This window comes from Amycolatopsis sp. NPDC004625 (assembly GCF_040609695.1).
Lineage (GTDB): Bacteria > Actinomycetota > Actinomycetes > Mycobacteriales > Pseudonocardiaceae > Amycolatopsis.
In genome coordinates, this window is the sequence record NZ_JBEXKX010000011.1 from 35,144 (window position 1) to 58,480 (window position 23,337).

The following is a 23,337-nucleotide window of genomic DNA, read 5'->3' on the forward strand; positions in this document are numbered from 1 at the left end:
TCTCCTCAGACCTGCACCGTGACCAGGCGGCTGAACTCGGAGAGCAGATCGTAGCCGTCCCACACCGCGGAGAAGGTCAGGGCGGAGCCGAACGGCACGATCCGGTCGACGCCCCGGCCCGCCAGCTCGTGCGCGAACGCCGTCAGCTCCTCCGCGGTGAAGCCGAACTGGCTGACCGTCTGGTCCTTCCGGAGGACGATCGGCACCAGATCGGCCAGCGAGGACACCCGCGCGTTGGCGAACGTGCCCGCGCCGAGCCACTCGCGCGGCAGCACCGCCGGGTCGGCCAGCTCGAGCGTGGCCAGGCCGTTGCCCTGGAACGCGATCTCCTTGACCAGCCCGTCGACCGCGGCGCCGTACGCCGAGACGCGCTTCTGGACCGCCATCGCAGGCTCGGTGACGTGCTGCTTCGTCTCCAGCACCGCCGCCAGCAGGGTGCGGAACTCGCGGCCCGCGGCCCTGGCGCCGGTTTCGTCGCCGACCCAGAACACCGCGCGCGGCGACGAGCAGGCGGCCTGGTCGAACCAGTACGAGTCGTTGTAGAAGCCCTCGGCGGCCGCGCGGCGCTCGGCGTCGGTGGCCCGCTGCCAGCCCGCCACCGACGCGACGGCGAAGGACGAGCGGTCCGGGAACGTCAGGTCGCGCGCGTGCGGGGCCAGCGGGTACTTCCGCAGGGCCGCGACCGAGCCGTCGCCGCCCCAGATGACACGCAGGTCGGCGGCCAGCGAGAGGGCTCCGCTCACCTCGTCGCTACGGTCGTAGGTCACCATCCGCTGGGTGGCCGTGATGGCCGCCGCCGTGTCGGAGTCCACTTCGGACAGAGCCGCGTTCAGCGCCTCCAGCACCGCCTCGGCGGCCCCGGCCGAGCGCGAGGAGACCCGCACGACGTTGTGGTTGCCCGCCAGCGCGGACAGCGCCCACGAGTAGACGAAGATCGTGTCGACGTTCGCCGGTGGCACGTGGAACACCAGCCCGCGCGGGAACCGCAGGGCGGTGCCCGAAGTGTCCAGAGTGGACAATGCCTTGGCGATTTCGCCCTTGCGCAGGAAGAACCCGAGCGACGCCAGCTCCGGGAAGCGGCGCGCGGTGGCCGGGGCCAGCAGCTTGCGCGCGAACTTCGTGACGAACTCGACGATCCGCGGGTCGCCGACGCGCAGCCGGCCACCGGGCGGCTCGGCGCGCAGCTCGTCGACCAGATCGCTCACGGAAACCGGCGGCGCGGCGGGAAAACGCTGGGTCAGAGAAGTCACGCTGCCGCTCCCGAGAACGTGTCCGAGCACCCGCGGGCCTCGGCCTTCGGCAGCCGGCCGAGCACGGAGAAGTGCTTGCCCGGCCAGTCGCCGTCGTCGATGCCGTTGTAGACACCGAGGTCTTCGGTCAGCAGCACGTGCCCCGGGTACGACGTCGGCAGCGTCGAGACGACCTCGATCACGCCCGGCTCCCCCACCGGCTGCTCTTCCCACGTCTCCGGGTTGCGGATGACGACGTCGGCGAAGTCCGGGCAGTAGAGCGAGTTCCCGGACGGGCCTTCGAGGAACACCGTGCCGATCTGCTCGATCATCCCGTAGTAGTTGTGGATCCGGGTCAGCCCGGTGTCCTCCTTGAACCGCCGCCGGAACTCGGTGTTGTCGACCGCGCGGTCGATCAGCTTCTTCCAGCCACCGGAGTGGATGAGGATGCCGTTCGACAGGTCCAGGTCGTTGTCCCGCGCGACCTCGTACAGGTACAGCCACACCATGAACGTGAAGCCGAAGATCAGGAAAGGCTTGTCGCCGTACTCGGCCAGGAACTTCTTGACCGCCTCGACGTCCGGCTGGTCGTTCTCGTCGAGCACGTACGTGTGCTTTCGGCCGAAGTTCGCCATGCCCAGCACGCCCGCGCCGCGCGCGGAGAACGACCGGCGGTTCTTGATGATGCCGATCGTGTCGACCATCAGCATCGGCAGCCGCTCGCCGCCGAGGACCTCCTGCAGCGTCGCGCCCAGCTGCTTGGTCTGCGCGCCCGCCGACTCCTTGTCCAGGTAGATCCGCGACGCGCCGGCGCCGGTCGTGCCGGACGACGTGAGGGTCTTGAACACCTCGCTGTCCGGCACCGACTTCAGGTCGTGCGTCTTGAACATCCGCACCGGCAACCACGGCAGGTCCGCGATCGTGGCGAAGTCGGCGTTCGGCGCGATGCCCAGCGACGACAGAATCCGCTCGTAGCCCTCGGAGTTCGCCCGGTGGTGGGCCGTCAGCGAGGCCAGCTCGGGCAGCAGCAACGCCTCCCGGTCAGCCTGCGACCGAGTGAACACGCTCATACCTTCGCCTCCAAGGTCCGGTAGTCGATCTTGCCGCTGGCCAGCAGCGGCACGGTGTCGATCGGGCGGACGTCGAACCCGCTGACGTGCAGGTGCAGCCGCTCGGCCAGCGCCCGCGACGCGTCCTTGCAGATGTCCTTGTCGGCGCCCTCGGCGAACAGCACCACCTTGTCGCCACCGGGCACCGCGGCCACCACGTCGATCCCGACCGCCGCCGTGCGCACGGCCTGCTCGAGATCGTCGAGGCTGACGCGGTTGCCGAACACCTTGCCGATGCGCTTGAGCCGGCCGGTGATGAACAGGTAGCCCTCTTCGTCGAGGTACCCGAGGTCACCGGTGGCCAGCACGCCGCCGAATTCGTCGCCCTTGGCCAGGCCCGACTCGTCGTCGGCGTAGCCCATCATCACGTTGGGCCCACGGTAGACGACCTCACCGACGATTTTCGGGTGCGTGGTCTCCGACCCGTCGTCGCGACGGACCGCGAACTTGCCGCCGGGCAGCGCCGGCCCGGCGGAACCGAGCTTTTCGGCCAGCCGCTCGGCGGGCACCGTCGTCATCCGCGGCGCGGCCTCGGTCTGGCCGTACATGACGTACATCCGGCCGCCGACGGCGAGCATCTTCTCGTTGAACTCGGCGATCAGCTCGTCGCGCAGCTTCCCGCCGGCCTGCGTCAGCGTGCGCAGCGTCGGGTACTTCGCGGGGTCGAACTTGAGCCGCCGCAGCATTTCGTAGTGGTACGGGACGCCCGAAAGGGACGTGACGCCGTAGGTGTTCACCGCGTCCCAGAAGCCGCGGCCGAGCACGCCGGACGGCTCGATCACGACGGTCGCGTCCCGCACCAGGTGCGAGTTCAGCACCGACAGGCCGTAGCTGTAGTGCAGCGGCAGGCAGGTCGGCGCGACCTCGTCGGCGTCGATGTGCAGCACCTGCGCGATGGCGTCGGCGTTCGACAGGATCGCCTGCCTGCTGAGCCGGACGAGCTTCGGGTTGCCGGTGGACCCGCTGGTCGGGAGCAGGACGGCGAGGTCGGGGTGGGGCACGACCCCGTCGGCGCTCGACCGGATCCAGTCGGGGCCCTGCGCGGTGTACCCGTCGGGTGCGTCACCGGAGGCCGCCAGCACGGCGGCCGGGCGGAAGCGCGAGACCAGCCCGGCCAGCACGTCCGCGTCCAGCGCGGGGTCGATCAGCGCGATCGCCCGCCCGGACTCGAACGCGCCCAGGTAGGTCAGCACGCTGTCGAGGTCGATCGACATCCGCGCGAAGACGACGCCGGCGGGCAGCGCCGCCATCGCCTCCATCACCCGGCCGACCTCGGCCGAAAGTTCCGCGCCCGCCAGCGTGCGGCCCCCGGCCACATCGACCAGCCGGGCTCCCGCACCCAACAGCGTCACAGCACCAAGCCTCCGTCGATCCCCAGCACCTGGCCGGTGACGAACGACGCTTCGTCGCTCACCAGGAACCGGATCGCGTTCGCCACTTCTTCGGGCCGGCCCAGGCGCCCCAGCGGCGTCCTGCCGGCGTTCTCGGCCTTCGCGTCCTCGCTCAGGCCCGAGGTGAGATCCGTCTCGATGACGCCCGGCGCGACCGCGTTGACGCGGATGCCGGACCGGCCGAGCTCCTTCGCCGCCGACCGCGCGATGTTCGCCACCGCCGCCTTCGATGCCGCATACACGGTCTGACCAGCGCTTCCGTACTCGCCGACGATCGAGGCGAGCACCACGATCGAGCCGGACTTCTTCCGCATCATCGCCCGGGCCGCGGCCTGGACGGTGTGCAGCGTGCCGGCGACGTTCGTGCTCAGCGTCGCGTCGACGAGGTCTTCCTTGATCATGCCGAGGAGCGCGTCCTCCATGATCCCGGCGTTCGCGACCACGATGTCCAGCTTGCCGTGCTCCTTGGCGACCCCCCGGACCAGCGAAGACACCGCTTTCGCGTCGGTGACGTCGAGGGCGAGCCCGGACGCGCCCACCGAAGCGGCGGCCTCCTTGGCGCGGGCCTCGTCACGGCCGGTGAGGACCACCGTCGCGCCCGCTTCCACCAAGGCGCGGGCGGTGGCCAGGCCGATCCCCCGCGTCCCGCCGGTGACGAGCGCGATCCGACCGGACAGATCAGTCATTCTTCGACTGGAGCTCGGTGACCATGTCCACGGCGACCTTGAAGCTCGACATGTCGATGACCTGGTCGGTGTCGAACTCGACGTCGAACTCGTCCTCGATGGCCGCGACCAGCGCCATGTGGCCGACCGAGTCCCACGCCTCGATGTCGCGGTACTTCAGGTTCTCGACGTCCACACCGCCGTCGAGGTCCAGCGCCTCGACGAAGACCTCGCGCAGCTTGGGGGCGACTTCGGACATGCGTTGACTCCTAGTGCTCGTCGCGCGGGCGAGCGTCCCACGCCTTTACCAAGGTAGAGAGGTCGCCGGGCAGCGTGACGTCCGGGAGACCTTCCTTGCCCTTCAGCCACGGCCCGAGGGCCTCGATCGTCTCCTCGTCGAGACCGCGGCGGGACAGGCCCACCACGTTGACGCCGGTGACGCGGGCCGGGTTGCCGACGGCGATGGTGAACGCGCCGACCTCGCGCCGCACCGCCGAGCCCATCCCGACCATCGCGCCGGGGCCGATCACGACCTTCTGGTGCAGGATCGCGCCCATGCCGAGGTTCGCGCCGTCCCAGATGTGGCAGTGGCCACCCGTGACGGCGTTGGAGGCGATCGTCACGCCGTCGCCGACCAGGCAGTCGTGCGCGATGTGGGAGTTGCGGAGGTAGTAGCCGTCGCTGCCGACGGTCGTTGTCCGCCAGGTTCCTTGGTGAACGCTCACGTACTCGCGGATCCGGTTGCGGCTGCCGATCACGACGCCGTGCCCGTCGTGATCCGGGTCACCGGTGGGCGCGTCTTCCCAGGAGGCGGGATGGGGACGGTTGCGGTCCTCGCCGGGCGTGCCGATCGTCACGTGCGGCCCGATCCAGTTGCCGTCCCCGATCCGCGCCGGCCCGGCGAGCACCGCGAACGGCCCGATGACGTTGTCCTCGCCGAGTTCGACGCCTTCGCCGATGACGGCGGTCGGGTGGATGCGGTTGGCCACGGGTGGTCGTCCGTTCGTCGGCGGCTGGGTACTGGGCGTGCTACCGCGCCCGGTAACGTGAGGCCCGCGTTCATGCAGGGCGGCCGGGCGCAGAACCGGCGGCTCACTGTACCGGACGCGCCGAAATTGCCTTCCGAGAGAGACTGCCCATGATCCCCATCACTGTGGTCGACGTCCGCGACGCGGAGGACCTCGTCGTCGAGGTGCTGCGCTCCGGCGCCATCGCACAGGGACCGATGGTCAAGCGCTTCGAAGACGCCTTCGCGGCGGTCTCCGGGACGAAGCACGCGATCGCCGTCAACAACGGGACCACCGCGCTGGTCGCCGCGCTCCAGGTGCTCGACCTGCAGCCGGGTGACGAGGTCATCACCTCGCCGTTCACCTTCGTGGCGACGCTGAACGCCATCCTCGAGGCCGGCGCGACCGTCCGCTTCGCCGACATCCGGCGCGACGACTTCGCGATCGACCCGGACGCCGTCGCGGCCGCTGTGAACGACCGCACCAAGGTCCTCATGCCGGTGCACCTCTACGGCCAGACCGCGGACATGGGCAAGCTCGCGCCCCTGGCCGCCGAGCGCGGCCTGCAGGTGATCGAGGACTCCGCGCAGGCCGTCGGCGCGTCCTTCGAGGGCAAGCAGGCCGGCTCGTTCGGTATCGGCTGCTTCTCGCTGTATGCGACGAAGAACATCACCACCGCCGAGGGCGGCGTGATCACCACGGACGACGACGCGCTGGCCGACAAGCTGCGCGTGCTGCGCAACCAGGGCATGCGCGCCCGCTACCAGTACGAGGTCGCCGGGCACAACTACCGGATGACCGACCTGCACGCCGCCGTCGGCATCCCGCAGCTGGCGAAGCTCGACCAGCTGACCGCCGCCCGCCAGGCGAACGCGAAGCGGCTCTCGGAGGGCCTCGCCGGCACGCCGGGCCTCGACGTCCCGCAGGTGCTGCCGGGCCGCGAGCACGTGTGGCACCAGTACACGGTGCTGGTCGGGCCGCACGCGTTCCTCTCGCGCGACGAGCTGGCCGCGGCGCTCACCGAGCGCGGCGTCGGCAACGGCATCTACTACCCCAAGATCGTCTTCGACTACGACTGCTACGCGGGTCACGACCTGATCCCGGGCGCGCGCGTCGAGGACTTCCCGGTGGCCCGCGCCGTCTCGGAGCAGGCGCTTTCGCTGCCGGTGCACCCGCACCTGACCGAGTCCGACCTGGACACCATCATCGAAACCGTTCGCGAGGTACTGGGCGCATGACGCATCGGATCGCTCTTGTCGGTACCGGGAACATGGGTTCCCTCCACGCCCGCGTGCTCGCCGGCAACGAGCGCGTCGACCTGGTCCGCGTGATCGATCCGCGCGAGGAAGCGGGCAAGGCGGTCGCCGACCGGTACGAGACGCAGTGGACGCCGGAGATCGGCGAACTGTCCGATGTGGACGCCGTGGTGCTGGCCTCGGCCACCGAGGTGCACTACGACCTGGCGCAGGAGATCTTCCGCCAGGGCAAGCCGATGCTGGTCGAGAAGCCGGTCTGCAACAGCTTCGAGAAGTCGCAGGAAATCGTTTCGCTGTCGGCGAAGAACGACATCCCGCTGATGTGCGGGCTGCTCGAGCGCTACAACCCGGCGGTGATGACCGCGCGACAGCTGGTGAACGAGCCGATCCACCTGATGGCCCGCCGCCACGGCCCGTACGCGCCGCGCATCAAGACCGGCGTCGCGTGGGACCTGCTGGTGCACGACGTCGACCTGGCGATCCAGTTCTTCGGCGGCGCGACCCCGTCGCGCGTGACGTCCGGCGCGGGCTACTTCCACCCCTCGTCGGTCGAGGGCGCCGAGGACACCATCGAGACGGTCCTGTCGTTCCAGACCGGCCTGGCCACGGTGTCGGCGTCCCGGCTGGGGCAGAAGAAGGTCCGCTCGCTGGTGGTGTCCGAACTGGACCGGCTGATCGAGATCGACCTGCTGCGCCGCGACGTCACCATCTACCGGCACGTCTCGCACGACTCCGTCACCCCGGACGGCCTCGGCTACCGGCAGCAGACGGTGATCGAGATCCCGGAGCTCGTCACCGCCCGCGAGCCGCTGGCGACGCAGCTGGACCGGTTCTGCGACCTGCTCGAGGGCAAGATCGACGCCGACACCGAGCGCGACCTGATCCTGCCCTCGCACCACGTCGTCGAGCAGGTCCTGACGCAGGCCGCGGCCTAGCTCACCGGCGCCGGGAACGCGGCCGGGCTCCGGCGGCCACCGGGGCCCACCGCGCGGACGCCGAAGAAGACGTTGTCCTTGGACAGGTCGATCTTCGCCGTCAGCGCCGGGCCGACGTCGATCGCGTGCGTCCAGTCCGGCGCGGTCGTCTCGCGCCAGACGACTTCGTAGCTCGTGGCGCCCGGGGTGGCGTCCCACAGCAGCTCGGAGTCGTTCGTCAGTGCCGCCGTGCGGATCTTCGCGCCCTTCGGCGTGCCGGGTGCGGTGGCGAGCGACCACAGCGTGGCGCCGTTCACCCGCGCGACCCGCGCGACGAACGGGAAGTCGCAGAACTCCGGCAGATCGCCGTACTGGACGCCGTTCTCGATCCGGACGTCCTGGTGCTGGTGGGCGAAGTCCTCGTTCGGCTCGGTGAACCGCGCCGCCGGGTAGCCCTGCTCCAGGAAACCGATGTGGTCGCCGCCGCGCAGGTAGCGGTCGCGGCGGTAGATCACCCGGACCGTCATGCCGGTCGCGTCGTTCTCCGCCGCCGACTTGACGAACCGGGCCAGCTGCCGCGGCGGAGAGTCGTTCTCGCCGCCGATGCTGCGGCGCAGGTTCGCCTCGGCGGGCGTCTCCGCCGTCGGGACACCCTCGGCGAACAACCGGATCGTGAACGGGTCGCGCGTGCCGTCGTCGGCGCGGCTCGACCCGACGATGTCGTTGGTGAACATCGCCTCGACGTCGGTGCCGGCCGCCTTGAACTGCTGCGCCAGGTACCGCGAGCCGTACAGGCCCTGTTCTTCGCCGGCGACGGCCGCGAAGACGATCGTGGCGGCCGGCTGCCGCGTCGAGAGCACCCGGGCCAGCTCCAGGGAGACCGCGACGCCCGAAGCGTCGTCGTCGGCGCCCGGCGCGTCCCCGGTGAAGTCCATGACGTCGCTGCGGCGCGAGTCGTAGTGCCCCGAAACGACGTACACGCGGCCGGGATCGGTGGACCCGCGCAGCGTCGCGACGACGTTGGTGATCGTCGTCGGCACCGGGATCCGGTCGGCGGGCGGCTGGACGTACGACTGCAGCGCGACGGTCAGCCGGCCCCCGGAAGCCGCGGCGACCTGCTGGAACTGCGCGAAGAGCCAGTCACGCGCGGCACCGATGCCGCGGGCCGGGTCGTCCTGCGCGGACAGCGTGTGCCGGGTGCCGAACGCGGCCAGCCGGCGGACGGTGGCTTCGATCCGCCGTTCGTCGACCTGGCGGAGCAGCGCGCGCAGCTCGGCGTCGGGGCGCTGGGGGCGGACCGGGCCGCCGGGCCCGCGGTCCCCGAGTTCGGCGGCACCGGCCGGGACGGCGGCCGTCATGCCCAGCGCGGCTGTTGCGGTGAGGAACGCTCGTCGTGAGGTCACGGTGGGGTTCTTACGCCCGCTTCGCGTGCCCGGGTACCGCCTACTTGGTGAGCCGCTTGCCGTCGCCGTCGTAGGCGATCAACGGCGTCAGGACCGCGGAGTTCGGGACCTCGGCGGGGTCGAACCAGAAGATGACCACGGTCTTGTCCGCGGTCCAGGTGGCCAGGTGGGCCTCGACGGTCTTGCCGTGCACCGTCGTCGTGATCCGCGCCGCCCGGCCGGAGAAGTAGCCGAAGACCGGGATGAGCTGGTCGCGGATGACCTCGCCGCCGTCGGTGGCGTGGAAGCCGAACGACAGGTCGGAGCCGCGGGTCTCGTTCGACATCAGCACCGCCTGCAGCGAATCCCCCGACCGGAACCCGGCCACCAGGCCGAAGCGGACGTTCGGCAGCTGCGGGACGTCGATGGCCTGCGCGTAGAGCACGATCTCGCCGGCCGGGGTCCGGATCCCGGTGCCCACGACGTCGCCGATCGCCGGCACGACGGGCGGCCGGCTGGTTGTCGGCACCGGCGTCGCCGACACGGGTGCGGGCGGCTGCGCGACCGGCGCGGGCGGGGGCTGCCGCAGCTGGACGGCGAACACGATGACGAGCACGACGGCGGCCGCGGCGGCGATCCCGGCGGTGCCGGTCAGCACCCGGCGCCGGCGCCGGAGGCGCGTGCCGTCCCGCATGATCCGGGCCAGGTCCGGTTCGGCGAAGGGCTCGCCGGGCGGCTGCCGGAGGGCCGCGCGGAAGTCGTCGAGCTCGTTCACCGCCCGCTCCCTCCGATCAGCGTGTCCTCGGGATCGGCCGCCTCGATCCGCAGCTTGGCCAGCGCCCGCGAGTTCGTGCTCTTCACGGTACCCACGGAAACGCCGAGCTCACGGGCCACGTCGGCTTCCGGCAGGTCGAAGAAGTGGCGCAGCACGACGACGGCGCGTTCGCGGTCGGTGAGCGTCTTGAGGACCGCGGTGAGCCAGGCGCGCTGGGTGACGGCCTTGTCGACGTCGAGGCGGTCCTGCTGCTCGGGCATGGCTTCGGTGGCGTACTCGCGGATCGGGCGCCGCCAGCCGTCGATGACGTGGTTGACCAGGACGGTCCGGGCGTAGCCGTAGGCGTCCTTGTGCCGCACCCGCGACCAGGCGGCGTAGGTGCGGGTGAAGGCGGTCTGGGCGGCGTCCTCCGCCTGGTGGCGATCGCCGGTCAGCAGGAACGCGGCGTGGGTGAGCCGGGCCGACGACGCACGCACGAACTCCGCGAACTCTTCGTCGCCGCGCGCCATGCGTCACCCCACTTCGTCCTCACCCAGCGACGGGCGGGCCCGCGAAAGGTTGCTCGCCGACCATGATCACGTCCACAGGCTGAAACGTTGCGTAACCGCAATCCTGCACTCCGTTACCGAGCGCTAGATTGTCTTGCGTGCGCTTCGTAGGGGGAATCTTCGCCGCCGCATGCCTGCTGACCTGCGTCACAGCGTGTTCGGGCGGCTCCACGACGGCGGCGCCGGCGACAACGTCGGCGCCGCCGTCATCCACTTCGGTTTCCAAGCCGAAGCCGACGCCGACCACGCCGAAGTTCGCGGCGGTGGTGTCCCCGGCCAAGGTGACGGCGGCCTGCCCGTTCCTGGGCGGCTCGGAGGTCCGGGAACTCACGGGCCGGCCGGGCGAGAGCGGCGAAGGCAAGGAGGGCGAGTCCGAGGCGGTGAACCCGGGCACGGCCTACCACTGCGGGTACGGGCTGAACGGCGAACTGGTGGTCGTGGCGATCCCGGGCGCCCAGAGCCCGTCGGCCACCATCGGCCGGCTCAACAAGGACTGCAAGGAGCCGGCGAAGCCGATCCCGGGCGCCGGCGAGTACGCGAGCCACTGCAAGTTCCCGGACGGCGAAGAGATGGTCGCCATCGGCAAGCGCGGTCACGGCCAGAGCCGGTTCGCGCAGTTCTACACGCCGACGAACCGCGAGGACGTGTACGTCTCGGTGGCGAAGCTCCTCGGCGACCGGCTCTAGGGCCGCTGGGCGCGCCGGGTGGTGAGGGGCTCCCGGCTACTCCGCTGAGTAGTCGCCCGATGGGGCTCCCCAGCCCGAAGTGTCCTGCCCGTGTGACTCCGCGATCTCCCGGCGGCGCGCGTTTTCCGCCCGCACCCGCTCGGCCTCCGCCTGGATGTACTCCTCGTCGTACCGCTGGAACACCCGGGCCGGGTTCCCCGCCACCAGCGTGCGCGGCGGGACGTCCTTGGCCACCACCGAGTTCGGCTGGACCGTCGCGAAGTCGCCGATCGTCACGCCGGCCATGATCACCACCAGGCCGCCGATGAAGCAGCCCTTGCCGATCTTGACCGGCTTGCGCTCGATCAGGTCGCTGCCCGAGTGGTTCTGCAGCGTCATGTTCGCCAGCCAGCTCGAATGCGTGAAGATCAGCGTGTTCAGCCCGATGCTGGTGTGCTCGCCGATCTCCAGGCCGCCGCTCGCATCGAGCGCCGCGCCTTCACCGACCCAGCAGTGGTCGCCCATCTTCAGGTTCTCGGGGCTGATGATCTTCACGCGCTCGCGCACGCGGCACGTCGAGGGCAGGCCGTAGAACTGCGCGCGCTCGGCGTCGTTCATGTACTGCGAGACGAGCTCGGTCAGGATCTGCGGGCGCAGCCGGTGGCTGCGCTCGTCATCGAAGAACATCGGCTTCCGACACCAGCTTCTCGAAGGTGCGCAGGTGCTCCTCCGCGACGACGTCGAGGCCGAAGTTCGAGCGCACCATTTCGCTCTCCCGCTGCGCGATCGCCGCCCGGCGCTCCGGGTCGTCGAGCAGCCCGATCACCGTGCGCGCCACGGCTTCCGAGTCGTCCGGGCGGACCAGCAGGACGTTCTCGCCGTTGCGCAGCTCGATGCCCGGGTAGTTGTCCTCGGTCACCGACGCGATCGTCGCCGTGCCCGACAGCATCGCCTCCAGGGACGCCGTGCCGCAGCCGCCGTTGAGGTCGTGCGTGACGATGTCCGCCGCCGCGAAGTACGCCGGGACGTCCTCCTTCGGCACCGCGCCCGTGACGACCAGCGCGTCCGACACCCCGAGCTCGGCGGCCCGCTTGAGGAACGCGTCGTGGTAGACGCGGCCGACGACGACCACCCGCACGCCGGGGTGCTTGTCCAAAATAGACGGCAGAGCCTCGATCAGCGGCAGCCGGTTGCGCAGCGGGATGACGTGCCCGAGGGACACGATCAGCGGTGCGTCACCGATTTCGTGCTCCGCGCGGACGTCCTTCGTCACCGGCTTCGCGAAGTGCCCGGTGTCGACGGCGATCGGGAAGTACTCCGAGTTGGCGTCGCTGGTGCCGTAGCGGTCGACGCAGTAGTCGACGCCCAGCTTGTCGAGGATGACGTACCGCGGCTTGATGTAGGCGAGCATCGGCCGCACGAGCACCGCGTCGAGCAGCCGGAACACCCCGCCGTACAGCTTGTTGTCGCTGATCAGCAGGGTGTGGATGGTCAGCAGGGTCGGCACGCCGTGGCGGCGCGCCCAGATCCCGGCCAGCCACGACAGGTCGAAGAACTGGCCGTGCAGGTGGATCGCGTCCGGCTTGAACTCGTCCAGCAGCTTCCACAGCCGCCGCCAGTTGCCCGGCCGCAGCGACGCGAAGCTCATGTCGAAGTCGATCGACAGGCCGATCTGCGGCATCTTCACCGCCGGGAGCCGCACCACGCGGTAGCCGTCGCGCACCTCTTCGGCCGGGGCCTCGCCGTACGCGGCCGTGACGGCCAGCACCTCGTGCCCGGCCTCGACGAACTGCGCCGCCAGCGAGGCCGCCATGTGCGCGCTGCCGCCCACCCGCGGCGGGAAGAAGTTGTTCACCACCGCGATGCGCATGGCTCGTCCCCGGCCGGGCCCGGCGGTCGTGCTCACTCGGTTTCCTTGACCAGGTCCCGCATGCCGTCCTCGACGGTGATCCGCGGCTCCCAGCCCAGCACGTCCCGCGCCCGGCTGATGTCGGCCGCGCGCCGCGAGACCAGCACGTCACGCTCATTGAACAGCGGCTCGACGTCGACCCCGACCGCCTCGATGAGGATCTTGGCCAGTGCCGCGATCGACGTGTCGATGCCGGTGCCGATGTTGATCGGCAGGTTCGCCTTCTCCGATTGCAGCGCCGCGACGACGGCGTGCGCCAGGTCGGTGACGTGCACGAAGTCCATCGACTGGTCGCCGCGGCCGTCGATGATCGGCGGCTGGCCGGCGCGCAGGCGCTGGATGAAGTGGTTGATCACCGACGTGTAGTACGCCTCGATCTTCTGCCCGGGGCCGTACACGTTGAAGAACCGCAGCGCGTTCCAGGACAGGCCCTTCTGCCGCTCGTAGAAGCCGAGCAGGTCCTCGCCGGCGCGCTTCGAGATGCAGTACGGCGTGAGCGGCTTGAGCTCGTCGTCTTCGTGCATCGGCAGCCGCTTCGGGTCGCCGTAGACCGACGCGGTCGAGGCGAACACCAGCCGCTCGACGCCTTCGTCGGCGGCCGCGGCGAACACGTTGTGGTTGCCGATCATGTTGATGTCGATCGACTCGTGCGGGTCGGCGATCGACTTGTTGATCGACACCGTCGCGAAGTGGATGACGTGCGTGCAGCCGCGCATCGCCTCGCGCACCGCGCCGCCGTACCGCACGTCCTTCTCGACCAGCTCGACCTGGCCGGTGGCGACGAACTCGTTGACGCGCGCGCGGTCGCCGCGGGTCATGTTGTCGAAGATCCGGACCGTGTAGCCGCCCTCGATCAGCAGCGGGATGACGTGCGCGGCGATGAAGCCGCCGCCCCCGGTGAAGAGCACCTTCTTGTCGGACACCAATTTCTCCTCGGTAGGCGGCTTCAGGACAGGGACTGCACGGCTTCGCGCACGACCTCGGCGACCCGGGTGACCTCGGCGTCGGTGAGGTTGGCGTGCATCGGGACGGCGAGCTGACGCGCGAACGCGTCGGCCGAGACGGGCAGCGGGGCCTGAGGCCCGTAGATCGGCTGCAGGTGCGACGCGTAGGTGCCGAAGTTGCACTGGACGCCCTGGGCGCGGATGCGCAGGGCGAGCGTGTCGCGGCTGACCCCGGGCGCGACCGTGAGCAGGTACGCCTGCCACGGGTGCTCGCGGTCGGGCAGCTCCACCGGGACGGTCAGCGCGTCGACGTCCGCGAAGGCTTCGTGGTAGCGCTTCGCGACCGAGCGGCGGGCGGCGAGGAGGTCCGGGAGGCGGTCGAGCTGGACGTTCATGATCGCGGCCTGGACGTCCGACAGGCGGAAGTTGTAGCCGAGCTCGTGGAACTCCGGGATGGGCAGCGTGTCCGAGCCTTCGCGGCTGATCGCCGGCTCGATGCCGTAGGTGTGCAGCTTGCGGGCCCGGGCGATGAGGTCTTCGCGGTCGGAGACCAGCGCGCCGCCTTCGCCCGCGGTGATGCCCTTGCGGCCGTGGAAGGAGAACGCGGCGAGGTCGGCGAGGCTGCCGGCCGGGCGCGTCCTGTACGTGGCGCCCGCGGCGCAGGCGGCGTCCTCGAAGAGCCAGAGGCCGTGCTTGTCGGCGATCGCGCGGTACTCGTCGAAGTCACCGGGCTGGCCGGCGACGTCGACGGCGAGGATCCCGACCGTCTTCGGCGTGATCAGCGCTTCGACGTGCGCCGGGTCCGCGCTGAAGACGTCCGGGCGGATGTCGGCGAACACCGGTTTCGCGCCCGCCTGCACGACGGCGTGGCCGGTCGCCGGGAAGGTGTAGTCGCCGACGATCACCTCGTCGCCCGGCCGGACGCCGAGGACCTTGAGCCCGAGGAAGAGGGCCGAGCCGCAGTTCGCCGTCGTCAGCGCGTGCGCCGTGCCGGTGACCTGGGCGAACCGCTCTTCGAAGTGCCGGCACGCCGGTCCGGCGCCGGCGAGCCAGCCGGAGCGGAAGACCTCCGCGACGGCAGCGAGCTCCTCTTCACCGACGGTCGGCTGACCGAGGGCGATTCCGCCGACGGACTCTTTCCCGCGGAGGCGGCGTTCAGTACTGTCTGACGACATACCTCTCCCATTGCGTGGGGACTCGGCGAAGTGTATAGACGCACGCTCAGGTGATTCACAGGCCCACGCCGAACGCCCGTTCGGCGTGACGCTTCCCCCAGGTCGGGGACGTCCTACGCTGGGCCCATGCGATTCGGGGTGCTGGGGGCCGTCGCCGCGTGGGGCCCGGACGGCACGCAGGTGGCGGTGGGCGGCCCGCGGTCGCGGATGCTGCTGGCGCTGCTCGCGCTGGAGGCCGGGCGGTTCGTCCCCGCCGAGCGGCTGATCGACGGCATGTACGGCGAACACCCGCCGGACGGCGCGGCGAACGCCCTCCAGTCGCAGGTGTCGCGGCTGCGGACGGCGTTGAAGGAGCTCGCGCCGGTCGAGTTCACCGCGGCCGGGTACCGGCTGGCCGTCGCCCCGGACGAAGTGGACGTCCACTGCTTCGAACGTCTCGCGCGCGAAGGCCGCACGCTCCTGAAGAACGGCGAGCACCAGCGAGCTTCAGCGGTGCTGGGCGAAGCGCTGGCGTTGTGGCGCGGGCCCGCCTTCAGCGACCTGGCGGACGCGCCGTTCGCCGCCGCGCAGGCCGCGCGGCTGGAGGACCTGCGCGCCGATGCGGCGGACGACCACGTCGAGGCCCGGCTGCCGCTCGGCCAGGCCGAAGACCTCCTCGCCGGCCTGCGGGAGACCGTCGCCGCGCACCCGCTGCGGGAACGGCCGCGCGCGCAGCTGGTGCGGGCGCTGGCCGCCGCGGGTCGGCCCGCCGACGCGCTCGCCGCGTTCGAGGACGCCCGCCGCACGCTGGCCGACGAGCTGGGCGCCGACCCGGGCCCGGAACTCGCCGAAGCGCACCTCGCCGTGCTTCGCGGCGAAACCGAGAAGCCGGTGCTGCCGGCCTTGCCCGCGCAGCTGACCAGTTTCGTCGGGCGTGGCGACGAACTGCGGCAGGTCGCCGGGCTGCTGGACCGCAGCCGGCTCGTCACGCTGACCGGGCCGGGCGGCACCGGCAAGACCCGGCTGGCCGTCGAAGTGGCCGCGGCCCAGACCGGCCCGGTGGCGTTCGTCGAGCTCGCCCCGCACGGCGGTGCCGACGTCGCCCAAGCCGTGCTGAGCGCGCTCGGCCTGCGCGAAAGCTCGCGCGGCGGGCCGCAGGACCCGGCCGAACGGCTGATCGCGGCGCTGCGCGAACGCTCGGCCCTGCTGGTGCTGGACAACTGCGAGCACGTCGTCGACGTCGCGGCCCGGCTGGTCGCCCGGCTGCTCACCGCGTGCCCGGGCCTGCGGGTGCTGGCCACCAGCCGCGAGCCGCTCGGGATCACCGGCGAGCAGCTGGCGCCGGTGCCGCGGCTGGCCGTCCCGCCGCCGGGGACACCCGCCACCCGGGCCCGGGAGTACGCGGCCGTCCGGCTGTTCGCCGACCGCGCCGCCGCGAGCGATCCGGCGTTCGCCGTCGACGAAACGACGATCGGCGACGTCCAGCACGTCTGCGCCGCCCTCGACGGCCTGCCGCTGGCCCTGGAGCTGGCCGCGGCCCGCGTCCGGACGCTGGACCTCGGCGAGATCGCCGCGCGGCTCGACGACCGGTTCCGCCTCCTGGCCCGCGGCAGCCGGACGGCCGAGGCCCGGCACCGCTCGCTGCGCGGCGTCGTCGAGTGGAGCTGGGACCTGCTGACCGACGAGGAACGCGAGCTCGCCCGCCGGCTGACGGTGTTCCCGGGCGGCGCCACCGCCGCGGCCGCCGCCGAGGTGTGCGGCGCCGACGTCGACCTGCTGCCGGAACTGGCCGACAAGTCTTTGGTGGAGGCGGTCGGCGGGCGGTTCCGGATGCTCGAAACGATCCGCGCGTTCGGGGCCGAGAAGCTCGCCGAAGCGGGCGAGGCCGAGGCGTTCCACCGCGCGCACGCCGAGTACTTCCTGCGGTTCGCCGAGGAAGCGGACCCGATGCTGCGGACCGCGGACCAGCTGGTCTGGCTGGCGCGGCTCGACGCCGACTACGACAACCTCCTGGCCGCGCTGCGCTGGGCGACCGAGCACGACGTCGTGCTGGCCCTGCGGCTGGTGCTGCTGCTGGCGATGTACTGGTGGATGCGCGGGCGGCGGTTCGAGGGCGCCGGGCTGTCGCTGGCCGTGGTCCCGCGGTGCCCGCCGGAGCTGCGCGAGGAGTACGTCGAGGAGTTCCTGGTGTGCGTGCTCGGCGCGCTGGCCGGGCAGCCGCACGAGTCGCTGGAGCAGTACCTGCCGCTGGTCCGGCGGTACGCGGCGGAGGGATCGCTGGCCCCCAGGCACCCGATGCTGGTGATGCTGCTGGGCGTCGTGGCCGGCCCGCCGGGCGACGACGCGGAGCTGCTCATCCGCGGCGAGGGCCTGCTGGCCACCGGTGACCCGTGGAGCTGGGCGCTGCTGCCGATGGGCCTGGGCCTGCGGTCGATGATGTCGGGCGAGCTGGCCGCCGCCGAGGCGGGCCTGCGCGAGGGTGCGGCGCAGTTCCGGGCCCTGGGCGAGCGCTGGGGCCTGTCGATGGCCCTGGACCACCTGTCGCAGCTGCTGACCTGGCGCGGTGAGCACGAGGCCGCGCTGCCGATGATGGACGAGGCCCTCGCCCTGATGCACGAGATCGGCGCGACGGACGACGTCGCGGACCTGATCTGCCGCCGCGCCTGGGCACGGCTGCTGTCGGGCGACCGGGCCGGCGCCCGCTCGGACTACGAACTGGCGGCCGCGACGGCCCGCCGCTCGGGCATGCCGGAATCCCGTGCGGGGGCGCACCTCGGGCTGGCGAACCTGTCCCGGTTCGCCGGCGACCTGGCGGCGGCCCGGGAGCTGTGCGAGCGCGCGCTGGCGGAGTGCGCGGGCGGCTCGTTCGCGGCCGAGACGGCCCGCGCCGGGGTGCTGATCTCGCTCGGCTGGCTGGCCTTGGCCGAAGGCGACCCGGCGTCGGCCGCCGCGTTGCACCGCGAGGCGCTGCTGGTGGGACGGCAGTGGCACGCGGGTGACGTGGTGGCGTTCGCCCTGGAAGGGCTTTCGGGCGTGGCCGGCGCGGAGCAGGCGGCGGTGCTGCTGGGCGCGGCGGCGGCGGTCCGGGGGACGGCGATCAGCGGCGACCCGGACGTGTCGGCGGTCCGGGCCCGGCTGGTGGAGTCCCTCGGCGTCGACGGGTTCGAGCGGGCCTACCGGACGGGCTCGGGGATGAGCGCGCAGAAGGCGTTGGATCACTCGATCGAGGGAGAGGTGTCCACAACTTCGGACGCATAGGCTGAGAGGACGCGCCGCGCGGACCGTCGCGGCCGAGGTCGAGGGCCGTTCCCGCAGATCAGCCCGCGAACCGCGCGCCGCCGCATTCGCGTAGCCTGATCGACCGTGCGTAACGTGGTAGTCGTCGGGGGCGGGATCGTCGGTCTGGCCGTGGCCTGGGAGCTGACCAGGCGCGGGCTGGACGTCACTGTCCTGGAAAAGGAAGACCGCTGGGCGGCCCACCAGACCGGGCACAACTCGAACGTCGTGCACGCCGGGCTCTACTACAAGCCCGGCTCCTTCAAGGCGCGGATGTCCGTGGCCGGCAACCGGTCCATCGTGGACTTCGCGCGCCAGTACGGCGTGCCGGTCGAGGTGTGCGGGAAGCTCGTCGTCGCCACCCACGAGCGCGAGATCCCCGCGCTCACCACGCTCGCCGAACGCGCCGAAGCCAACGGCGTCCCGGCCAAGCCGATCTCCCCCGCCGAGGCCCGCGAGTACGAGCCCGAGGTCGCCTGCGTCGCCGCGCTGCGGGTCGAATCCACCGGGATCATCGACTTCCCGGCCGTCTGCCACGCGCTCGTCCGGCTGCTCGACGAAGCCGGCGTCGACCTCCGGCTGAACTCCCCCGCGATGGCCATCCGGGCCGGGACCACCGGCGGGGTCGAGGTCGCCACCGGCGACGACGTCGTCCAGGCCGACGCCCTGGTGAACTGCGCCGGCCTGCACTCCGACCGGGTCGCGCGGCTGGCCGGGCTGACGCCGTCGGCGAAGATCGTGCCGTTCCGCGGCGAGTACTACGAGCTCAAGCCGGAGAAGCGGCACCTGGTCAAGGGCCTGATCTACCCCGTGCCGGACCCGACGCTGCCGTTCCTCGGCGTGCACCTCACGCGCATGCTCGACGGCAGCGTGCACGCCGGCCCGAACGCCGTGCTCGCCCTGCGCCGCGAGGGCTACCGCTGGGGCGACTTCTCCGCGAAGGACGTCGCCGAGGTCGCGGCCTTCCCCGGGATCTGGCGGCTCGCGCGCAGGTACGCGATCCCGACCGGGCTCGACGAGGTCCGCCGTTCGTTCTCGAAGAAGCGGTTCGCCGCCAGCCTCGCCCGGCTCGTCCCGGCCGTCACCGCGGACGACATCGTCCGCCACGGTTCCGGCGTGCGCGCCCAGGCGATGCGCCGCGACGGCTCGCTCGTCGACGACTTCCTCATCGAGACCGCGCGCGACCAGGTGCACGTCCTGAACGCGCCCTCGCCGGCCGCGACGAGCGCGCTCGAGATCGCGCGGCACATCGCGGACCAGGTGTCGTCGGAGAGCTAGCCCGGCAGGTTCGCGGTCACCAGCGGCAGGCCCTGCTTCACGAGGTCGCACGTCTTGGTGTCGTCGCCGATGAACCCGCTGACCACCTGCACCGAAGACGTGTCGGTGACGGCCAGGGTGGCGCCGCAGGTGACCCGCAGGCCGCCCATGTTCGGGAAGATGCCCCACTTCTTGCCGCCGACGTCGACGGTTTCGGTCGGGTTGACGCCCTTCGCGCCCGGCCACTCCCCGACCGGGGTGCTCGGGCCGAACCAGACCTCGAACGCCTTCTGGCCGCCGTCGCCGTCGGTGTCGTCCCAGAGGCAGTAGGACGCGTTCGGCACGGTGGACGAGGTGTCCTTCTGGCCGTTCGGCGAGATGTTCTCGAGCTGGGCCACCTGGTCCGGCTTCAGCGCCGCGCACGGGTCCGCCGACAGCAGCGGGCCGCCCGGCTCCGGCTTGGCCGACGTCGTCGGCGTGACCGGCGGGGCGTCCTGCCCGCCCGGCAGGTGGGCCGCGACCTGCGGGATCGCCACCTTCGCCTGCTCGCACGACTTGTCGAGCTTGCTGGTCGAGACGCTGACGTAAGCGAACGACTTGGCGCCGAGCAGGGCGTAGAACGCGCAGTCGTCCGGCAGGATCGACGCGTACTGCGTCCAGGTCAGGCCGCCGATCTCCTGCGGCTCGGACTTCTTGAGGGCACCGGAGATGTACTCGTTGAAGTCCATGCCGGCGGCGACCCCGACGTTGAGGACGGCCGACGGCTCGATGTCGTCCTTCGAGTTCCAGAGGCACATCGGCGGCTGGAGCCGGTCCTTGTTCTCCGGGATCGAATGGCCCGGCGCCTGGTAGCCGAGCGCGTCGACCTGGGCCTGGTCGAGCAGCGTGCAGGCGTCGACGGCCTTGACGACCGGGCCCTGGCCGGGCACCGGCGACGCCGAGCCGCCGACCGCCACCGTGCACCCGGTCACCAGGGTCGCGGCCGCCAGCGCGACCGCGACCTGCCACTTGATCCGCATGAGTCCTCCCGTTCGGCCCGGACACTACTGGGACGAACGGAGCAGCACCGCGGATCCGCCCGATTCAGCGGGGCGTCAGGACTTCCTTGCCGCCGACGAACGGGCGCAGCGCCTCCGGCACGCGGACCGAGCCGTCCTCCTGCTGGTGGTTCTCGACGATCGCGACGATCCACCGGGTGGTGGCCAGGGTGCCGTTGAGCGTCGCGGCGATCTGCGGCTTGCCGTTCTCGTCGCGGTAGCGGACCGAGAGGCGGCGGGCCTGGAACGTCGTGCAGTTGGACGTCGAGGTCAGCTCGCGGTAGGTCTCCTGGGTCGGGATCCACGCCTCGCAGTCGAACTTGCGGTGGGCGGACGTGCCGAGGTCGCCGGTCGCGGTGTCGATCACCCGGTAGGGCACCTCGATCTTGGCGAGCATCTGCTCTTCCCAGCCCAGCAGCCGCTCGTGCTCCGCCTCGGCGTCGGCCGGCTTGGCGTAGACGAACATCTCGACCTTGTCGAACTGGTGGACGCGGATGATGCCGCGGGTGTCCTTGCCGTACGAGCCGGCCTCGCGCCGGTAGCAGGACGACCAGCCCGCGTAGCGGTTCGGGCCGTCGTTCAGGTCGAGGATCTCGTCGGCGTGGTAGCCGGCGAGCGGCACCTCCGACGTCCCGACGAGGTACAGGTCGTCGTCCTCGAGGTGGTAGATCTCGCTCGAATGCTGCCCGAGGAAGCCGGTGCCGGCCATGATCTCCGGGCGCACGAGCGACGGCGTGATCATCGGCGTGAAGCCGTTCTCGAGCGCCTGCGCGATGGCCATGTTGAGCAGGCCTAGCTGCAGCTGCGCGCCGACGCCGGTGAGGAAGTAGAACCGCGAGCCCGACACCTTCGCGCCGCGTTCCATGTCGACGCCGCCGAGCGCTTCGAGCAGCTCGAGGTGGTCCTTCGGCGCGAAGCCGAGCTTCGTCGGCTCGCCGACGTGCTTGAGGACGGTGAAGTCGTCCTCACCGCCGACCGGCGCGCTCGGGTGAACGAGGTTCGGCACGGTCCGGAACAGCGTGTCGAACTCCTCCGACGCGGTGTTCTGCTCCGCCTCGGCCGCCTTGACCTGCGCGGCGAGGTCCTTGGCGGTGGCCAGCAGCTGCTGCTTCTCCGCCGGCGGCGCCTTCGGGATCTGCTTGCCCAGGAGCTTCTGCTCGTTGCGCAGCTTGTCGGCGGCCGCGATGGAAGACCGGCGCCGGGTGTCGAGCGAGAGCAGCTTGTCGACCACTCCCTCGTCCTCACCACGAGCGCGCTGCGACGCGCGCACGGCTTCCGGGTCTTCGCGCAGAGTCCTGGGGTCAATCACGGGACAGAGGGTAGTCCGTACAGACTGTGCGGCCCTACTGGGTTATCCCGACAGTCTGATCGTTGAAGCGCTGTTCACGGCGTCCTCATACTCCAGGGAAACACCGGAGGAGGCGCCCCGATGACCGACGAGCTGCTCGCCCGGCACCGCGCAGTCATGCCGTCCTGGATGTCCCTGCTCTACGAGGAGCCGATCGAGATCGTGCACGCGCACGACCGCCGGATGACGGACTCCCAGGGGCGCACCTACCTCGACTTCTTCGCCGGGGTGCTGACCAACTCGATGGGCTACGACGTCGCCGAGATCGGCGACGCGGTCCGCAAGCAGCTCGACACGGGCATCCTCCACACGTCGACGTTGTACTTGATCCGCTCCCAGGTCGAGCTGGCCGAGCGGATCGCGAAGCTGTCGAACATCCCGGACGCGAAGGTGTTCTTCACCAATTCGGGCAGCGAGGCCAACGACACGGCGCTGATGCTGGCCACGCAGTACCGCCGCAGCAACCAGGTCCTGGCGATGCGCAACAGCTACCACGGCCGTTCGTTCGGAACGGTGGCGATCACGGGCAACCGCGGCTGGTCGGCCTCGGCCCTGAGCCCGGTGAAGGTCAACTACGTCCACGGCGGCTACCGGTACCGAAGCCCGTTCAGGGACTTGTCGGACGCGGCGTACATCGACGCATGCGTGGCGGACCTGGTGGACGTCCTGGACACGGCAACAGCGGGCGACGTGGCGTGTTTGATCGCGGAGCCGATCCAGGGCGTCGGCGGCTTCAGCCTGCCCCCGGACGGCCTGTTCCGGGCGATGAAGGAGGTCTTGGACGAGTACGGGGTGCTGTTCGTCTCGGACGAGGTCCAGACGGGCTGGGGCCGAACGGGCGAGCACTTCTGGGGCATCGACGCCCACGGCGTGACACCGGACATGATGACGTTCGCCAAGGGCCTGGGCAACGGCCTGGCGGTGGGCGGCGTAGTGGCCCGAGGAGACGTGCTGGACTGCTTCCAGGCCCAGTCGTTCTCGACATTCGGCGGCAACCCGGTCTCGATGGCGGGCGCAACGGCGGTCCTGGACTACATCAAGGACCACAACCTCCAGGCAAACTGCGCGGCCAGGGGGGCACAGCTGCTGTCAGGCCTTCGTGCCGCTTCGTCACCACTGGTGGCCGAGGTCCGCGGCAAGGGCCTGATGATCGGAGTCGAGCTGATCAAACCGGGAACAACGGAACCCAACATCCCAGCCGCAGCCAGGATGCTGGAGGAGACAAAGAACCGCGGCTTGCTGATCGGCAAGGGCGGCCTCCACGGCAACGTACTGCGCCTGGGCCCCCCGATGACGCTGACGGCAGAAGAGGCCCAGGAGGGCTTGGACATCTTGGTGGACGCACTGGAGGCAACACACGCAGCGCTGTCTTGACCATGAAGGAGCTGGGTGGTCATCCCGTCGCCTGAGGCCGTCAAATCACTTTGAGCCGGGCCCGCAACATGCAGACCAGGCCAGGGGTGAGAGCGTG

The 23,337-nt window shown here is 71.1% G+C and carries 21 protein-coding genes; 6 read left to right on the plus strand and 15 right to left on the minus strand.

The genetic code is table 11. The features are described from left to right. Positions 1–5 precede the first annotated feature (5 nt). The 6 genes from ABZW17_RS14705 to ABZW17_RS14730 are packed head-to-tail and all read right to left on the minus strand — an operon-like array spanning position 6 to position 5,383. On the minus strand, positions 6–1,250 hold the full coding sequence (locus tag ABZW17_RS14705) for an acyl-CoA reductase (protein ID WP_354813433.1): 1,245 nt from the start codon (positions 1,248–1,250) through the stop codon (positions 6–8). Then, positions 1,247–2,299 carry an acyl-protein synthetase gene (locus tag ABZW17_RS14710; RefSeq protein WP_354813435.1) on the minus strand — a complete coding sequence of 351 codons (1,053 nt, stop codon included), beginning with the start codon at positions 2,297–2,299 and terminating at the stop codon, positions 1,247–1,249. The genes ABZW17_RS14705 and ABZW17_RS14710 overlap by 4 nt, the downstream gene beginning before the upstream one ends. Next, a complete protein-coding gene (locus ABZW17_RS14715; protein WP_354813437.1) occupies positions 2,296–3,690 on the minus strand; it encodes an AMP-binding protein in 1,395 nt (464 codons plus the stop codon). Before ABZW17_RS14715 ends, ABZW17_RS14710 begins: the two co-directional genes overlap by 4 nt. Continuing rightward, complete coding sequence (locus ABZW17_RS14720) at positions 3,687–4,415, minus strand: glucose 1-dehydrogenase (RefSeq protein WP_354813439.1); 729 nt, start codon at positions 4,413–4,415, stop codon at positions 3,687–3,689. The genes ABZW17_RS14715 and ABZW17_RS14720 overlap by 4 nt, the downstream gene beginning before the upstream one ends. Beyond that, positions 4,408–4,653 carry an acyl carrier protein gene (locus ABZW17_RS14725; RefSeq protein ID WP_003096467.1) on the minus strand — a complete coding sequence of 82 codons (246 nt, stop codon included), beginning with the start codon at positions 4,651–4,653 and terminating at the stop codon, positions 4,408–4,410. The genes ABZW17_RS14720 and ABZW17_RS14725 overlap by 8 nt, the downstream gene beginning before the upstream one ends. A 10-nt stretch (positions 4,654–4,663) precedes the next feature. Next, positions 4,664–5,383, minus strand: a complete 720-nt coding sequence (locus ABZW17_RS14730; RefSeq protein WP_354813441.1) for a UDP-N-acetylglucosamine acyltransferase — start codon at positions 5,381–5,383, stop codon at positions 4,664–4,666. Between the two features lie 149 nt (positions 5,384–5,532). Here ABZW17_RS14730 and ABZW17_RS14735 point away from each other — a divergent pair, with 149 nt between their 5' ends. Together ABZW17_RS14735 and ABZW17_RS14740 are read left to right on the plus strand one after the other, a co-directional pair. Continuing rightward, positions 5,533–6,639 carry a DegT/DnrJ/EryC1/StrS family aminotransferase gene (locus ABZW17_RS14735; RefSeq protein ID WP_354813443.1) on the plus strand — a complete coding sequence of 369 codons (1,107 nt, stop codon included), beginning with the start codon at positions 5,533–5,535 and terminating at the stop codon, positions 6,637–6,639. Further along, on the plus strand, positions 6,636–7,592 hold the full coding sequence (locus tag ABZW17_RS14740) for a Gfo/Idh/MocA family oxidoreductase (RefSeq protein ID WP_354813445.1): 957 nt from the start codon (positions 6,636–6,638) through the stop codon (positions 7,590–7,592). Before ABZW17_RS14735 ends, ABZW17_RS14740 begins: the two co-directional genes overlap by 4 nt. On the opposite strand, the gene ABZW17_RS14745 is transcribed toward ABZW17_RS14740, so the two are convergent. The 3 genes from ABZW17_RS14745 to ABZW17_RS14755 all read right to left on the minus strand — a co-directional run bounded on the left by ABZW17_RS14745 (position 7,589) and on the right by ABZW17_RS14755 (position 10,237). Beyond that, positions 7,589–8,929: a M20/M25/M40 family metallo-hydrolase gene (locus ABZW17_RS14745; protein ID WP_354813791.1), complete on the minus strand. Its 1,341-nt coding sequence runs from the start codon at positions 8,927–8,929 to the stop codon at positions 7,589–7,591. The two genes, ABZW17_RS14740 and ABZW17_RS14745, sit on opposite strands and share 4 nt — an antisense overlap. 85 nt (positions 8,930–9,014) lie before the next feature. After that, positions 9,015–9,728 carry a hypothetical protein gene (locus ABZW17_RS14750; protein ID WP_354813446.1) on the minus strand — a complete coding sequence of 238 codons (714 nt, stop codon included), beginning with the start codon at positions 9,726–9,728 and terminating at the stop codon, positions 9,015–9,017. Beyond that, complete coding sequence (locus ABZW17_RS14755) at positions 9,725–10,237, minus strand: SigE family RNA polymerase sigma factor (RefSeq protein WP_354813448.1); 513 nt, start codon at positions 10,235–10,237, stop codon at positions 9,725–9,727. The genes ABZW17_RS14750 and ABZW17_RS14755 overlap by 4 nt, the downstream gene beginning before the upstream one ends. A 137-nt stretch (positions 10,238–10,374) precedes the next feature. Between ABZW17_RS14755 and ABZW17_RS14760 the strand changes: the two genes are divergently transcribed. Then, positions 10,375–10,962, plus strand: a complete 588-nt coding sequence (locus ABZW17_RS14760; RefSeq protein ID WP_354813450.1) for a hypothetical protein — start codon at positions 10,375–10,377, stop codon at positions 10,960–10,962. A 36-nt stretch (positions 10,963–10,998) separates the two neighbouring features. On the opposite strand, the gene ABZW17_RS14765 is transcribed toward ABZW17_RS14760, so the two are convergent. Genes ABZW17_RS14765 through ABZW17_RS14780 form a run of 4 tightly spaced genes read right to left on the minus strand, consistent with a single transcriptional unit; the run spans position 10,999 to position 14,969 of the window. Further along, a complete protein-coding gene (locus ABZW17_RS14765) occupies positions 10,999–11,628 on the minus strand; it encodes an acyltransferase (protein ID WP_354813452.1) in 630 nt (209 codons plus the stop codon). Then, positions 11,615–12,811 carry a glycosyltransferase family 4 protein gene (locus ABZW17_RS14770; protein ID WP_354813793.1) on the minus strand — a complete coding sequence of 399 codons (1,197 nt, stop codon included), beginning with the start codon at positions 12,809–12,811 and terminating at the stop codon, positions 11,615–11,617. Before ABZW17_RS14770 ends, ABZW17_RS14765 begins: the two co-directional genes overlap by 14 nt. Before the next feature lie 32 nt (positions 12,812–12,843). Further along, entirely contained in the window at positions 12,844–13,773 is a 930-nt protein-coding gene (locus ABZW17_RS14775; RefSeq protein ID WP_354813454.1) for an NAD-dependent epimerase/dehydratase family protein, read from the minus strand. 23 nt (positions 13,774–13,796) lie between these two features. Further along, positions 13,797–14,969 carry a DegT/DnrJ/EryC1/StrS family aminotransferase gene (locus tag ABZW17_RS14780; protein ID WP_354813456.1) on the minus strand — a complete coding sequence of 391 codons (1,173 nt, stop codon included), beginning with the start codon at positions 14,967–14,969 and terminating at the stop codon, positions 13,797–13,799. 126 nt (positions 14,970–15,095) lie between these two features. Here ABZW17_RS14780 and ABZW17_RS14785 point away from each other — a divergent pair, with 126 nt between their 5' ends. Both ABZW17_RS14785 and lhgO read left to right on the plus strand, forming a co-directional pair. Next, the gene (locus ABZW17_RS14785; RefSeq protein WP_354813458.1) at positions 15,096–18,206 is read left to right on the plus strand and encodes a BTAD domain-containing putative transcriptional regulator; all 3,111 of its coding nucleotides are present in this window, start codon (positions 15,096–15,098) and stop codon (positions 18,204–18,206) included. Positions 18,207–18,311: 105 nt separating this feature from the next. Further along, positions 18,312–19,502, plus strand: coding sequence for an L-2-hydroxyglutarate oxidase (lhgO, locus tag ABZW17_RS14790; RefSeq protein WP_354813460.1), 1,191 nt, complete (start codon positions 18,312–18,314; stop codon positions 19,500–19,502). Here the strand turns inward: lhgO and ABZW17_RS14795 are convergent. Then, positions 19,499–20,500, minus strand: coding sequence for a DUF3558 family protein (locus tag ABZW17_RS14795; protein ID WP_354813462.1), 1,002 nt, complete (start codon positions 20,498–20,500; stop codon positions 19,499–19,501). The genes lhgO and ABZW17_RS14795 overlap by 4 nt on opposite strands. 64 nt (positions 20,501–20,564) lie before the next feature. Next, a complete protein-coding gene (serS, locus tag ABZW17_RS14800) occupies positions 20,565–21,827 on the minus strand; it encodes a serine--tRNA ligase (RefSeq protein WP_354813464.1) in 1,263 nt (420 codons plus the stop codon). A 120-nt stretch (positions 21,828–21,947) separates the two neighbouring features. Between serS and ABZW17_RS14805 the strand changes: the two genes are divergently transcribed. Then, entirely contained in the window at positions 21,948–23,240 is a 1,293-nt protein-coding gene (locus ABZW17_RS14805; protein ID WP_354813466.1) for an aspartate aminotransferase family protein, read from the plus strand. The last annotated feature ends 97 nt before the right edge of the window (positions 23,241–23,337 follow it).